General features: G+C 64.3%; 10 protein-coding genes. 3 read left to right on the top strand and 7 right to left on the bottom strand.

Annotated elements, in window-relative coordinates; translation table 11 throughout:
• Window positions 1-232: 232 nt before the first annotated feature.
• A complete protein-coding gene (locus E2K99_RS21960; protein WP_134223557.1) occupies window positions 233-1,291 on the bottom strand; it encodes an adenosine deaminase in 1,059 nt (352 codons plus the stop codon).
• A gap of 301 nt (window positions 1,292-1,592) precedes the next feature.
• Between E2K99_RS21960 and E2K99_RS21955 the strand changes: the two genes are divergently transcribed.
• On the top strand, window positions 1,593-2,138 hold the full coding sequence (locus E2K99_RS21955) for a hypothetical protein (protein WP_039783703.1): 546 nt from the start codon (window positions 1,593-1,595) through the stop codon (window positions 2,136-2,138).
• 96 nt (window positions 2,139-2,234) lie between these two features.
• Here E2K99_RS21955 and E2K99_RS25615 read toward each other — a convergent pair whose 3' ends face one another.
• The 6 genes from E2K99_RS25615 to E2K99_RS21930 all read right to left on the bottom strand — a co-directional run bounded on the left by E2K99_RS25615 (window position 2,235) and on the right by E2K99_RS21930 (window position 6,404).
• Window positions 2,235-2,390, bottom strand: a complete 156-nt coding sequence (locus E2K99_RS25615) for a hypothetical protein (RefSeq protein WP_166675095.1) — start codon at window positions 2,388-2,390, stop codon at window positions 2,235-2,237.
• Between the two features lie 171 nt (window positions 2,391-2,561).
• A complete protein-coding gene (locus E2K99_RS21950; protein ID WP_088755038.1) occupies window positions 2,562-3,296 on the bottom strand; it encodes an amino acid ABC transporter ATP-binding protein in 735 nt (244 codons plus the stop codon).
• Window positions 3,277-3,933 carry an amino acid ABC transporter permease gene (locus E2K99_RS21945; protein ID WP_034334373.1) on the bottom strand — a complete coding sequence of 219 codons (657 nt, stop codon included), beginning with the start codon at window positions 3,931-3,933 and terminating at the stop codon, window positions 3,277-3,279. Before E2K99_RS21945 ends, E2K99_RS21950 begins: the two co-directional genes overlap by 20 nt.
• Window positions 3,930-4,601: an amino acid ABC transporter permease gene (locus E2K99_RS21940; protein ID WP_034334375.1), complete on the bottom strand. Its 672-nt coding sequence runs from the start codon at window positions 4,599-4,601 to the stop codon at window positions 3,930-3,932. Before E2K99_RS21940 ends, E2K99_RS21945 begins: the two co-directional genes overlap by 4 nt.
• A 215-nt stretch (window positions 4,602-4,816) precedes the next feature.
• Entirely contained in the window at window positions 4,817-5,599 is a 783-nt protein-coding gene (locus tag E2K99_RS21935) for a transporter substrate-binding domain-containing protein (RefSeq protein ID WP_039783710.1), read from the bottom strand.
• A gap of 58 nt (window positions 5,600-5,657) precedes the next feature.
• Window positions 5,658-6,404, bottom strand: a complete 747-nt coding sequence (locus E2K99_RS21930) for a GntR family transcriptional regulator (protein WP_034334379.1) — start codon at window positions 6,402-6,404, stop codon at window positions 5,658-5,660.
• Between the two features lie 543 nt (window positions 6,405-6,947).
• On the opposite strand from E2K99_RS21930, the gene E2K99_RS21925 reads away from it, so the two are divergent.
• Window positions 6,948-9,932 carry a bifunctional glycoside hydrolase/polysaccharide deacetylase family protein gene (locus tag E2K99_RS21925; protein ID WP_134223556.1) on the top strand — a complete coding sequence of 995 codons (2,985 nt, stop codon included), beginning with the start codon at window positions 6,948-6,950 and terminating at the stop codon, window positions 9,930-9,932.
• Window positions 9,862-13,956: a tetratricopeptide repeat protein gene (locus E2K99_RS21920; protein WP_240733789.1), complete on the top strand. Its 4,095-nt coding sequence runs from the start codon at window positions 9,862-9,864 to the stop codon at window positions 13,954-13,956. Before E2K99_RS21925 ends, E2K99_RS21920 begins: the two co-directional genes overlap by 71 nt.
• The last annotated feature ends 4 nt before the right edge of the window (window positions 13,957-13,960 follow it).

Raw genomic sequence — 13,960 nt, 5'->3', positions numbered from 1 at the left:
GGTCGCCAAGCGTTGACTGCCTAGGCGCGGCGACGCGCCGTGGTGGTGCCACGGCAAGGAGCTGCAACAACGGCAGGCGACGCTTGGCGGCCTCTCCCGGAGGGTTGCCCCCAGAAGGCGCGCTGGCCGCGTTGCACGTCAGGGCTGGTGGCACCACCACCAACCCTGACGCGCGCCTTGCCAGCCCGCCTTCTGGGGGCAACGCATCTCACAGATTGAATGTGAACAGGCCCTAGTGGCTGGCGGCGTACTGTTCCAGCTCCTGGTGCAGGGTGGCCTTGTCTTCCTCGGACAGGAAGCAGGCGTCGATGCCATTGCGTGCCAGCTGCAGCACCTGCTCGCGCGAGAGCTTCAGCGAGCGGGCGACAGCGTGATAGTTGGCGTTCATGTAGCCGCCGAAATAGGCCGGGTCGTCGGAGTTGACGGTCACGGCCAGGCCGGCATCGAGCAGGCGCGCCAGGTTGTGTTCGGCCATGTCCTTGACCACGCACAGCTTCAGGTTGGACAGCGGGCACACCGTCAGCGGGGTGCGCTGTTGCGCCAGACGCTGCATCAGGGCCGGGTCTTCCTCGCTGCGCACGCCGTGGTCGATGCGTTCGACGTGCAGCACGTCCAGCGCGCCGATCACGTAGGCGGCCGGACCTTCTTCGCCGGCGTGGGCCACCAGGCGGAAGCCCAGTTCACGGCAGCGGGCGTAGACGCGTTCGAACTTCTCCGGCGGATTGCCGCGTTCGGAGGAATCCAGGCCGATGCCCAGCCACAGGTCGGCGTACTGCTCGCGCAGCGGCAGTGCCGCTTCCAGCGTGGCGAACGCATCTTCTTCGGAAAGATGGCGCAGGAAGGACATGATCATCACGCTGCCAAAGCCATCGCGACGGCGCGCATCGCGCAGGGCGGCGGCGATGCCGGCGAACACGGTAGCGATCGGAATGCCGCGTTCGGTGTGGGTTTGCGGATCGAAGAAGATCTCGGCATGGCGCACGTTGTCGGCTTGCGCGCGGGCAATGTAGGCGGCGGTCATGTCGTAGAAGTCCTGCTCGGTGCGCAGCACGTTGGCGCCGGCGTAGTAGAGATCGAGGAAGGACTGCAGGTCGCTGAAGTTGTAGGCCGCGCGCAGGTCCTCGACCGAAGCGTAGGGCAGGGCGACGTTGTTGCGCTGGGCCAGGGCGAACATCAGCTCGGGTTCCAGCGTGCCTTCGATGTGCAGGTGCAGTTCGGTTTTCGGCAGGCCGGCGATGAAACCGTCCAGCGCGGCGCCGGTAGCGGAGGAAGAAATGACAGCTGAGCTCATGGAAACGACCCTTCAAAAATGGCAGAAACAGGGAAGGCGGGCGCGGGAACAGACCCGCGAGCGCCGCGCGACACCTCGCCGCGCCAGCATAGCCGCCTTCCGGACCCCGCATTATCACGCAAATTGCAACCCTGGCTCCACAAAGGTAAAAGCCGGTATGCCGCTGAACCAAAGAGGCTGCGTGAGTTCTGAGCAGCAGTGCTGCGGCCTCTCGCCGGGCGGGACTTTGGCAGGGATGCAACTAAATCTCGCCAGCATCGGGCAAGCCATGTTTAAATGCTAAGCTTCTTGGGGGAAACGAATGCGCAAGTCGATCAGGGAAAGCATGCAGTGGATCGTGGGTGGCACCGTACTGGTGGCCATGTCGGGGTGTTCCATGATGCCGTGGACGGAAGCCGAGGACCCGACGGTGGTACCGTACAAGACGGTCCTGAGCGGTTCCTACCAGGGTTTCCTGAAGAACTGGGATGAGCAGCGCCAGCCGGTTTTCTGTGCCCTGATCCGCAGCCGCGCCGAGTGGGACCGCTGGATGCAGCCGGCTCCGGTGATGAACGACAAGCGTCCCTTCGGTCCTTCGGCCGATCATTTTGAACGCAAGCAATATCTGGTGGTGGCGCGCAGCATGACCGCGCCGGATGCGGCGGAACGTCCCCATGTCTTCACGCCCTTGTCGCTGCGTCTGCGCGACGGCACCCTGCGTCTGAACTATCTCTATCGCGCACCGGCTTCCGGCGCCTCGTATCGCATCAAGGATTACCTGATGGTGGCCATTCCCAAGGAACGGTTCACGACGGGGCCGGTGGTGTTTTATGAGAATGACCGGAAGGTGTGTGAAGTCGACCGATGATTCGCGATTGCCTGATCGCATCAAGCAAAAGCCCCGGTTTCAGCCGGGGCTTTTGCATGGGGCAATGATTTTCGGCGGTGTCGGCCGGAAATGCCTTCACAGCGGGCAATATTTTGCCTCATAGGTTTGGACAAGGCACACCAGCGCATCCAAACGCTGCCCATCTTCAGAGTCAAGTGTCGCCAACATCAGTGTTTCAATCTCGGCAAGCGCGGCGAGATATTCCGATTCCGTCATTGCAGCGCTGATCATGGTCGCTTCCTTCGCTTGAGCAGTGTTGAAAAATTGGAGCTGTTGAGACGAAGGGACCATAGCAGTCCGACGGTCATCGAAAGAAGGTTGAGCATTAAAAAAACCCAGGCCCGGAAATTCTTCCAGACCTGGGGTTGTGATCCCGCTACAGCAACTTGTGCAGAGTCCGCTTCAAGCCCCCTGCGTCATCCCGATGAACTGCTGCAATTCCGGCGTCTTGGGATTGCCGAACAATTCCTCCGGCGGTCCGATCTCATGCACCTTGCCCTGGTGCATGAACACCAGCCGGTTGCAGACCTCGCGCGCAAAACGCATCTCGTGCGTCACCATCAACAGCGTCATGCCTTCCTTGGCCAGGCCGCGCATGACGGTCAGCACTTCGTTGACCAGTTCCGGATCCAGCGCCGAGGTGATCTCGTCGCACAGCAGCGCCTGCGGATTCATCGACAGCGCGCGCGCAATCGCCACGCGCTGCTGCTGGCCGCCGGAGAGTTGGTCCGGAAATGCATCAAACTTGTGACCCAGCCCGACCTTCTCCAGATTGGCCTTGGCCGTGGCCATCGCTTCGGCTTCGCTCGTGCCCTTGACGATCATCGGCGCAATCATCACGTTGCGGCCCACCGAGAGATGCGGGAACAGGTTGAACTGCTGGAAGATCATGCCGACCTTCAGCCGCAGGTTGCGCAGCTCCAGTTCGCTCGCACCCAGCTTGGCACCGGCCACGCTGATGTTGCCTTCGTCGATGCTCTCCAGGCCGTTGATACAGCGCAGCAGCGTCGACTTGCCCGAACCGCTCTTGCCGATGATGGCGATCACTTCACCGGGCTCGACGTCCAGGCTGATGCCCTTGAGGACTTCGTTGTCGCCGAAGCGTTTCTTGACGTTGTCAATGGCGATGAGCGGCATTGTATTTCCTTTCTAAAGACTGGCTGTACTTGGACAGCGGCCAGCAAAGCACGAAGTAGAAGGCACCCACGATGGCAAACACCGTGAAGGGGCGGAAGGTGGCATTGGTGATGACGGTGCCGGCCTTGGACAATTCGATGAAGCCGATGATGGAGGTCACCGCCGTCGACTTGATGATCTGCACGCCAAATCCCACCGTCGGTGCAATCGCGATCCGGAAAGCCTGCGGCAGCACGATGTAGCGCATCTGCTGGAAATAGCCCATGGCCAGCACCGATGAGGCTTCCCACTGCCCCTTGGGAATGGCTTCCACGCAGCCGCGCCAGATCTCGGCGAGATACGACGCGCTCCAGCACATCAGCGCCAGTCCCGCCGCCAGCCAGGCCGGCACTTCGATACCGAACAGCGCAATGCCGAAGAAGACCAGGAACAACTGCATCAGCAGCGGCGTGCCCTGGAACAGTTCGATGTAGAGCCGTGCGACTTGTCGCAGCCAGTTCTGGCGCGAGGTGCGCATGAACAGGATGATCAGGCCCAGTGCGCCGCCGAGCACGAAGGTGACCAGCGACAGGACGATGGTCCAGCGCCACGCCAGCATCAGGTTGCGGACGATGTCCCAGGTGGTGAACGTGATCATGCGGTCCTCCGGGCAGTGATGAAGTGGTTGCCGATCAGGCGCAGCAACTGGCGCAGCAGGATGGCCAGCACCAGGTAGATGGCGGTGGCGACGATGTAGGCTTCGAAGGCGCGGAAGTTGCGGCCCTGGATGTAGTTGGCCGCGAAGGACAATTCTTCCACCGCGATCTGCGAACACACCGCCGAGCCCAGCATGACGATGACCACCTGCGAAGACAACGCCGGCCAGATCTTCTGCAGCGCCGGACGCAGGATGATGTGGCGGAAGATCTGCCCGCGCGACATCGACAGCGATTGCGCCGCCTCGATCTGCCCGCGCGGAATCGCTTGTACGCCGGCGCGGATGATCTCGGTGCTGTAGGCCCCCAGGTTGATCACCATGGCCAGGATGGCAGCGGTGATTTCACTGATGTGGATGTTCAGCGAAGGCAGGCCGAAGAAGATGAAGAACAGCTGCACCAGGAAGGGCGTGTTGCGGATGATCTCCACATAGCCGCTGACAATGGGTTTGAGCCAGCCCGGCCCCTGCGTGCGTGCCCAGGCACCGAAGATGCCCACGGCCACGCCCAGCACGCCGCCGATGGCGATGAGCTCGGCGGTGGTCGCCACACCCTTGACGATGACGTCGGTGTAGTCGAGCGTGGAAAGAAAATCGAATTGATAAGCCATGATGTCGTGTCTGCCCTGCCTCGAAAATGCTGCGTTTGCCGGGTTGTCCGCCTGCCTGCTGCCGGGGTAAAACTGGTTTGCTGCTGTACTGCTGCTGTATTGGTGCTGTATTGGTGCTCTCGGGCGACCGTACTGCCGTCGCCTGGCTACTGTACTGGTGGATTCCCGCAACTGTCATGCCGCACACCACGAAGGTGTGCGGTCACTCCAGCAAATTACAGGCCAGCCGGCAGCGGCAGGCCCAGCCACTTCTGGGAGATGGCGTTGAGGCTGCCGTCCTTCTTGGCATCGGCCAGGATGGCGTCGACCTTGTCCTGCAGTTTCTTCTCACCCTTGTTCAGGCCGATGAAGCAAGGCGAATCCTTGATCAGGAACTTGGTCTCGGGCTTCTTGGGCGGGTTCTTGGCGATGATGGCGGCGGCCACCACGTTGCCGGTCGCTACCAGCTGCACCTGGCCGGAGAGGAAGGAGCTGATGGTGCTGTTGTTGTCTTCGTAGCGCTTCACGGTAGCCGAGGCCGGCACGATCTTGGTCAGTTCCAGGTCTTCCACCGAGCCACGGGTGACGGCAATGGTCTTGCCGGCCAGGTCGGCGGCGCTCTTGACCGGCAGGTCGGCCGGGCCGAACACGCCATTGAAGAAGGGCGCATAGGCAGCGCTGAAGTCGATCACCTTCTCACGCTCGGCGTTCTTGCCCATGCTGGAGATGACCAGGTCGACTTTCTTCGTGGTCAGGTAGGGAATGCGGTTGGCGCTGGAGACCGGGATCAGTTCGACCTTCACGCCCATCTTCTTGGCGATCAGGTTGGCCACGTCGATGTCGAAGCCCAGCGGCTTGAGGTCGCTGTCGACCGAGCCAAACGGCGGGAAGTCGGCCGGCACCGCCACGCGCAGCGTGCCGTGCTTCTGGATATCGTCCAGGGCGTCGGCGCGGGCAGCCGAAGCGGAGAACATCATGGCGCCGGCCATCAGGCCGAGCAGGAGTTTGGTCAGTTTCATAGCAGTTTCCCTTGGGTTGACGTCATTGACTACGTTGATGAGTGGCCTGTTGTGCAGCTCAAGGCCGTTTGCTTTCCTGGCGCGGCAGTCCGGTCTCGCCCGCAGCCCCCTGCCGCGACACCGATGCCAGCGCCTGCCGCAGCGGTTCCAGCGGATCGCTGCTGCGCACCTGGGTGAGCCCTGATTCCACATGCTGCAGGTGGTCCTGCATCAGTTGCTCTGCCCGTTCCAGATCGCCGCGTTCCAGCGCTTCGACGATCAATACATGTTCCGAACACGAATCCTCGGCCTGCTCCGACGACTGGTGCAGCATGGCCGTCAAGGTGGTGCGCGCGGTCAGGTCGCGCAGCGTTTCCGACAGCAGCGAGTTGCCCAGGCATTCGCACAGACAGACATGGAAGTCCCCCAGCAGATAGCTGCGCGCCCCCACATCGGCCCCGGCGATGGCCGCCTCTTCACGTGCGATGTGATCGCGCAGCTGGCCGATGGCCTGCGCGCTGATCGGCCGCACCCGCGCCTGGCGCAACAGCCCCAGTTCGATCACGCGGCGTGCCTCGAAGGCTTCGCGCGCCTGTTCAGCAGTCGGCTCGATGACGAACCAGCCGCGCCGGGCACTGACGGTGACGATGCCACGCGCCATGAGCCGGGTCAGCGCTTCGCGCACCTGGGTGCGCGAGACGCCGAACAGGTCGGCCAGCTGCTGTTCGCCCAAGCGCGTCCCCGGTGCCAGTTGCTTGGCGAGGATGGCCTCGGTGATGCGGACCGCAATCTGCGACGACGACTTGGCGGAAGGATCGGTGTTCATATCCCCTCATCAGCAAGTTGTGTGCCACGCTGATATACAAGATTGGCATACAACAAGCCGCGACGATTATTGGCGGCCAGACGCCGGTGTGGCAAGGGTTTGCGCGGGGTGTCGCAATGTGGTCACGCTGGCGGGAGGGCGGGTGATGCGGCGCAAAATGGACGAAATGAAGGAGTCGGCGCAGGGCTTGCCTGCTTTTGGTGCGCTTGAGCCCGCCACAGGCGGGTTTGGACTGCCCTGCTTTTGTGCGCCGCATTGTCGAATATGAATGCATTGGCGTTTTCAGGCAGCGGATTATCTTGGATGGACGTCAAAATATTCACATCAAGAGACATCGAAATTCCCTTCAAGTAATAAACTTGCAGTTGAATCTAGTTAGAATCTGATACAAATTGCTAACAAGCACACAGGGAAAATCCGGCAAATTTAACAAGAACAAGGATGGAAGCTCATCCATGTCAGGATTTTCCGGATTTCAGCAATGCCGCAGCCGTGGTTTCATACGGCCTGCCAAATTGATAACAAATCCATCAGGGAGAGCCCGTGCCGCGCTCTGCAGCAAGCCAAGCCATACAACAAACAGCCGGCCGGACCTGGCGCGCCTTGCGGGCGCTGGCCTGGACCCTGGCCGCCAGCGCGGCGGCGCTGGTGACCGGTGCAGCGCCGGCCCAGAACCCGGCGGCGGCCACGGCGGCCGCGCCCACCTCGATCGCCTTCTATTACGGCCCCAATCCCCCGCTGGCTGACCTGCAGGCCTTTGACGTGGCCGTGGTGGAACCGGCCTTCGTGCGCGACCCGGCCGCACGCACGCGCAGTGCGGCCAACGGGCCGCACCAGCTGTTTGCCTATGTCTCGCTGGGCGAGGTCCAGCCTTCGCGGCCTTACTACAAGCAGATGCCGCCCGGCCTGCTCAAGGGCGACAACGCCGCGTGGGGCAGCCGCGTGATCGACCAGACCGCGCCCGGCTGGCGCGACTTCTTCCTCGACAAGATCGTGGCGCCCTTGTGGGCGCAGGGCTGGCGCGGTTTCTTCCTCGACACGCTGGATTCCTACCAGCTCTTTGCCAAGACCGATGCCGAACGCGCCGCCCAGACGCAGGCCATGATCGCCACGTTGCGCGAATTCAAGCGCCGCTATCCGGAGGCCAAGCTGATTCTCAATCGCGGCTTCGAACTGTTCCCCGATGTGGCTCCGCTGACGTATGCGGTGGCTGCCGAATCGCTCTATCGCGGCTACGACGCCGGCCGCCGCAGCTATGGTGCCGTCACCGACAATGACCGCGCCTGGCTCTCCGGCCAGCTGCGTACCATCCGCGACCGCTATCGCCTGCCGGCCATCGCGATCGATTACGTCGACCCGTTCCAGCCCGGTGCCCGCGCCCTGGCGCGCGAGACGGCCAAAAAGATCAGCGCCGACGGCTTCCTGCCCTGGGTGGCCGATGGCACGCTGATGTCCATGGGCGTGTCCAGTGTCGAACTGGTGCCGCGCAATGTGCTGGTGCTGCTGGATGTGGCTCAGGGCGATGACCTGCATACCACCGAGGCCCAACGCTTCCTCGGCATCCAGCTCAATCACCTCGGCTTGCGTTACGAATTCCGTGAAGTCGGCCGCGAGGGCCTGCCCACCGAGCCACTGGCCGGACGCTATGCCGGCGTGGTGACCTGGTTCCGCAGCGGTACCGATCACCAGCGCCTGGGCCCGTGGATCGGGCAGCGCATCAAGGAAGGTGTGCCGGTGGCCATCTTCAATGCCTTCGGTTTCCAGATGACCAAGCTCAGTGCCGGCATGCTGGGGCTGACCAGTTTTTCCGCCCCTGCGCCGGAACAGCTGGAGGTCACGCAAGCCGATCCCGAACTGATGGGTTTCGAGACCAAGCCGCGCGTGGACCGCACGCAGCTGGAGCTGGTGCGCCTGACCGATCCTGCCGCCAAGTCGCTGCTGCGCATGAAGGATGGCCGCAACAACATCTACGATGCCGCCGCCATCATGCCCTGGGGCGGATTCGCCCTGGCCCCGTTCGCCACTACCACGCTGCAGGTGATGGATCCGCCGCGCTGGGTGCTGCAGCCGATGCTGTTCCTCAAACGCGCGCTGCGCCTGCCCGCCATTCCGGTGCCGGACGTGACCACCGAGGGCGGCCGCCGCATCCAGACCAGCCACCTCGATGGCGATGGGTTTCCCTCCAAGGCCGAATATCCGGGCTCGCCCTTTGCGGTCGAAGTGCTGCAGCGGGAGATATGGGACCGCTACCGCTTCCCCGTGACGGTCTCGGTGGTGGAGGGCGAGCTGAGCCCGCAGGGCGTCTATCCGCAGCTCTCCGCACAGACCACGGCGCTGGCGCGGAAGATGTTCACGCTGCCTTATGTGGAGCCGGCCAGCCATTCCTTCTCGCATCCCTTCAACTGGGCCGATGCGATGTATGACACTCGCACTGCCGACATCAACCAGATGGATGGCGATGCCTCGCGCACGCTGGACATCCCCAACTACAAATTCAACCTGCAGCGCGAGATCAAGGGGTCGATGGACTACATCAACAAGACCCTGCTGCCGCCCGGCAAGAAGGCTGAAGTCTTCCTCTGGACCGGCAACTGCGTGCCGCCGCCCGAGGCCATCGCCCAGACTTATCTGGACGGTTTCCTCAACATGAACGGCGGCGACACCATGATCACCAGGAGCCGCAACACCTGGACCGACATCGCCGCGCAAGGTGTGCGCAAGCAGGGCTGGTACCAGGTCTTCGCGCCCAACCAGGACGAGAACGTCTACACCGGCAACTGGACCGGTCCCTTCTACGGTTTCGAGCGCGCCATCGAAAGTTATGAACTGACCGGCGAGCCGGTCCGCTTCAAGGCGGTGGACATCTACTACCACTTTTATGCCGGCACCAAGCCCGCCTCGGTGGCGGCCCTGCACAAGATCCACCGCTGGGCGGAGGCGCAGCCGTTCACGCGGCTGTACGTCTCGCAGTACATCCGCAAGGTCATCGATTTCGAAAACACCAGCATCGCCCGCACTGCCGATGGCACGCTGGTCTATCGCACCGGCGAGTATCTGCGCACGCTGCGCATCCCGGCCGATGCGCCTGACGTGGACTTGTCACAGCCCGGCATCGCCGGGATCGCACCGGGCCCGAGTGGCCGCTACCTGATCACCTCGGCAGGCGAAGTGCGCATCCGCCAGCGCAGCAGCAGCGAGCAAGCTGATGCGTCGCCGGCCTTGCCCATGCTGCTGGAGGCGGCCGGCCAGGTCGGTGATTTCCAGCGCAGCATCAACGGCAACAAGGCCGAGCTGCGTTTTTCGCTCACCGCCAATGGCGTGACGACCTTCAGCGTCAGCGGCGCGCGCGCCTGTACCGCTACCGCCGATGGCGTGGCGCTGGCCAAGGGCAAGTCGGTCAGCATCACCGGCCAGGCGTGGTACCGCAATTTCACCGGCAAGACTGCAGTTCATCAATATGACATCGGCTCCGCAACCGCCCCGCTCGCGACAACACGGCACCTGGTACTCGTTCAATGCACCTTATGAACGGGCCAGGCTGTTCTCGCCCTGGACGATCGCCGGCTTCGCGCTGGCGGTCGGGACGGTGCTCGCCCTGGTCTATCCCAAGGTCTCGCTGCAGCAGCGGCTGGAGGTGGCCAATGCCAGCGGCAAATCCGACCAGCTGACGGTCGAGTACATCAAGGTCTTCCTCAAGGCCCAGCCCGGCAATGCGGCGCTGCGTGCCGAGCTGGTCAAGCAGATGATCGACCTCGGCCAGTTCGGGGAGGCGCGCGCGCAACTCGCGCTGCTGCAGATGGACAGCAGCGCCGCGGCGCGCCTGTCGGCGGCCTGGCTGGAATACCGCATCCGCCAGCAGGAAGTCTTCGCCCTGCCGAAGGATGCGCCCGAGCGCACGTTCTTGCTGGCGCAGTTGCGCGAACAGCTCAATGTGCTGATGACCTATCCGCTCACTGCGCAGCAATGGCTGACGCTGTCGCAGGATGCGCTGGCACTCGGTGACGGCGAGTCCGCCCGCGCCGCCTTCGCGCGCCTGCTGGCCGATCGCAGCACGGCCGACATGTCCTATACCGAAGCGGTGCGCCTGGGCCAGCAGAGTCTGGGCGTGGGCGATTATCACAGCAGCGCGGCCTTCTACCTGCTGGCCATGCAACATGCCGGATCGCTGGCGGCGCGCCGCGAGAATTTCCTCGATGCGATGCGGACCCTGCAGGCCGGCGGCTTCTACCAGGAAGCGCTGGCCGCCGCCGAGGCCAACCTCGGTCCGCTGGCCAATGACAAGACCGTGCTGCTGTACCTGACGCGGCTGGCCCAGGCGGCCAATCGCCCGGATGCCGCCGAGCGTTACGTGAAGCAGTTGCTGCAATTGTCGATGGCGCGTGTGCCGTCGCCGCTGGCGGCTGCGCGGGCCGGGCAGGGGGGCGTGGTGGCCGTGTCCATGCAGGACTTCCGGCAGTCGCTGCAGCAGATGCAATCGCTGCTGCACCATCCCCGGCGCCTGCACAATGAACTGCAGCGCGCGATGCAGCAGGGCCGCCTGCTGCGTGTGGCCGGGGAGAACCAGCCCTCGGCGGCCGATATGGCTTCCAGCCGCGCGCTGGCCAGGCTGCCCTTCGATGAGGAGATCTACACGCTGGCCTACAACGTCTTCCTGGCCAATCGCAACCTGGTCGATGCGCGCCTGCTGGCGCAATCGGCGGTGCGCCAGCGTCCCGATGACGCGGCCTGGCGCAAGCGCCTGGCCGAGGTCTCCGAATGGAGCGGTGTGCCGGAACAGGCCACGCCGCAATGGCTGGCCTATGCGCGCCTGTCGGGTGACGAGGCGGCATGGGACAACGTCCTGCGTGCCGCCGCCGGGACCTTTGAACAAGACATGCTGGTCGAGGCCCTGCAGCACAAGATGCAGGTCGAGCCCGGCAATGCGCAGTGGGTCAACCTGCTGGTGGCGCAATACGAAAACATCGGCCAGCCCGAACGCGCCGCCGCCTTGCTGGAAGAGCGTCTGCGCGGCAAGCCGGCCCGCACTCCCGACGCCGCCACCGAGCGCAACGGCACGATGGAAGCGCTGGCCAAGCTGTATCTGCGCATGGGCCGCGATGATGCTGCGCTGGCGACCTTGCGCCGCCAGCGCGAGGAGTTCGGCCCTTCCGCCGCGAACGCCCTGATGACCGCCAATCCCCTGTATCTGCGCGGCCGCCTGGACGATGCGCTGGAAGTGCTGCGCGCTGCCGCCAGGGTGGCACCGGACGGCAATGCCGACTTCTGGCGCACCTATGCGGAAGTGGCGCGCTACATGGGTCTGAATGAAGAGGCGCGCATCGGCTATGACCGCCTGCTGGCCGCAGACCAGGCCGCCGAAGGCGACATGAGCAACATGATGGTGGTGATCCAGGACCGCGAACCACGCGCCGCCGCCGAGCTGGCCGAGTTCGGCTTCCACCGCACCGGCGTGCCCAATTTCGCGGTGCAGGCGCTGACCTATCGCCTGCGTCTCAATGACCTGGAGGGCGCGCGCAGCTTCCTCGCCAGCCTGACCCCGCAGCAGAATGCGGCATTGGAAAAATACGTTCCTTTCCTCAGCGTGCGTTCCTCGGTCAAGCAATTGCAGCGCGATCTCGAGGGCGCGCGTGCCGACATGCGCCTGGCGCTGTCGCTGGCACCGCGCGCGGCCGATGTGCGGGCCGAGACCCTCTGGGTACTGATCGCCACGCGCGATGCCGCACTGCTCAATCGCGCCATGACGATGTGGGCCCATGATGCCGAGACCACGCCGCAACTGTGGGGACCGTACGCCGCCGCCAACATGTCGCTGAACCGGCAGAACCAGGCGCTGCACTGGTTCCGCAAATCCGGCTTCCCGCACGACGATTACCTGTGGCTGATGAGTTATGCCGAGGCGCTGGATGCCACCGGCCAGCCCGACCTGGCCTGGCGCATCCGCCGCCATGCCTGGCTGGAAGTGCGCAATCCGCAATTGCTGCGCAATGTCCCGCCCGGGCAATTGCACGAATGGCGCGATCGTCTGGCGGCGCTGGCACCGCTGTTCATGAGCGCCGATGACAGCGCCCGCGTCATGCGCGCACTGTTGCGCAGCGATGTGACGCTGCCACCGCGGCCGGACGGCCAGTCCAACCCCGCCAACGGCCCGGCCCTGCTCAAGGACATGCAGCAAGCCGCGCGCAGCGATGCCGTCCAGCGCAGCCAGGATGAGGTGCGATCAGCGCAACTGGCCGAGGGGCCGGCAGCACTGTTTGCGCCCACCACCGACACCGGCCAGCGCCCGGGCGATGATGCGCGCTTGTCTTCCGGTGCACGCGAACTGGCGCTGGCCTATGCGATGAACCAGAACCAGTCCGACCTGGCCCGCACCTGGCTGGCCACGCGCTTTGCCAAACAGCTCGACAAGCCGCTGTGGGGCGAGCTGGCCATGGCCCTGGGCAACGATGATCGCCAGCGCTTGAATGCCATGCTGGACAACCTGGCCGACTGGCTGCCCATGTATGACCGCGTCGAAGCGGCACGCGTGGCCGGACGCGTCGGCCTGGCACAGACGCTGGCCTTCGACCAGCTCGAACGCCTGCCCGCCGACGATGAACTGCACGGACGGCTGACCGGCCTGGTGACCGATGAGCCGCCGCGCTTCTCGGCGGGCTACACCGCCACGCGCGAATTCCCGCTGGCCACCAAGCTGTTCACGGTCAACACCGGCGTGGCGCTCACGCCGGGCACGCGCTTCTCCTTCGGCTACACCGAACGGCACCAGACCGTGGACGACACTACCCTGCTGGGCGCTGTGCCGGCGGTGGACCGCCTCTTCGAATTCACCTTGCGCCGTCGCATCGAGGATGGGTTCGTCAGCGCCAGCCTGCAGCACCGCGATGCGATGACTTCCTTCAATGGCCTGCGCCTGGAATTCTCGCAGCAGCTCACGCCCAAGCTCACGCTCTCCGGCAATGGCGGGCTGAACCTGGCGGCCATCGATTCGGCCTTGATCCGCGTGGGCGGACGGCGCAGCGGCGGCGAACTGAACCTGAACCTGCAATTGAGCCGTACCGAATACCTGCGCCTGGGCGGCGGCCTGCAGCGCTACCAGACGCAATCCGGCACGGCGCTCGGCAATGGCCGCACCCTCAATGCCGAAATCGGGACGCACTTGCGCGTGGAGTATCCCAACCTGACCCTGCGCGGCTTCGTCAACGATGCCAAGTTCAGCGACCGCGGCGCCAGCGATGACCAGATCGCGCGCCTGGTCCCGGCCGGCAACGATCCGACGGGCTTTCGCTACATGCCGCTGGATGCGCGCTCGTGGGGTGTCGCACTGGGTGCCGGCACCGTCATCGAAAATGCCTACACGCGCGCCTGGCGTCCTTATGCGGAGTTCGGCCTGACCCGCACCTCCGACATCGGCTGGGGCCGCAACCTGCGGGCCGGGGTGGCCGGCAGCGTGCTGGGACAGGACGTGTTGTCGGTAGCGGCGCAGAGCACCAGTGCCACGCCGAACACGCCGCAGCGCGGATTTGAATTGAATGTGCTCTACAAATGGTTCTACTGAATAT

It is taken from the genome of Herbaspirillum huttiense (genome assembly GCF_004367745.1).
Taxonomy (GTDB): Bacteria; Pseudomonadota; Gammaproteobacteria; order Burkholderiales; family Burkholderiaceae_D; genus Herbaspirillum; species Herbaspirillum huttiense.
The sequence above is the reverse complement of the archived record's forward strand: the minus strand, read 5'-3'. Positions and strand labels throughout refer to the sequence as shown.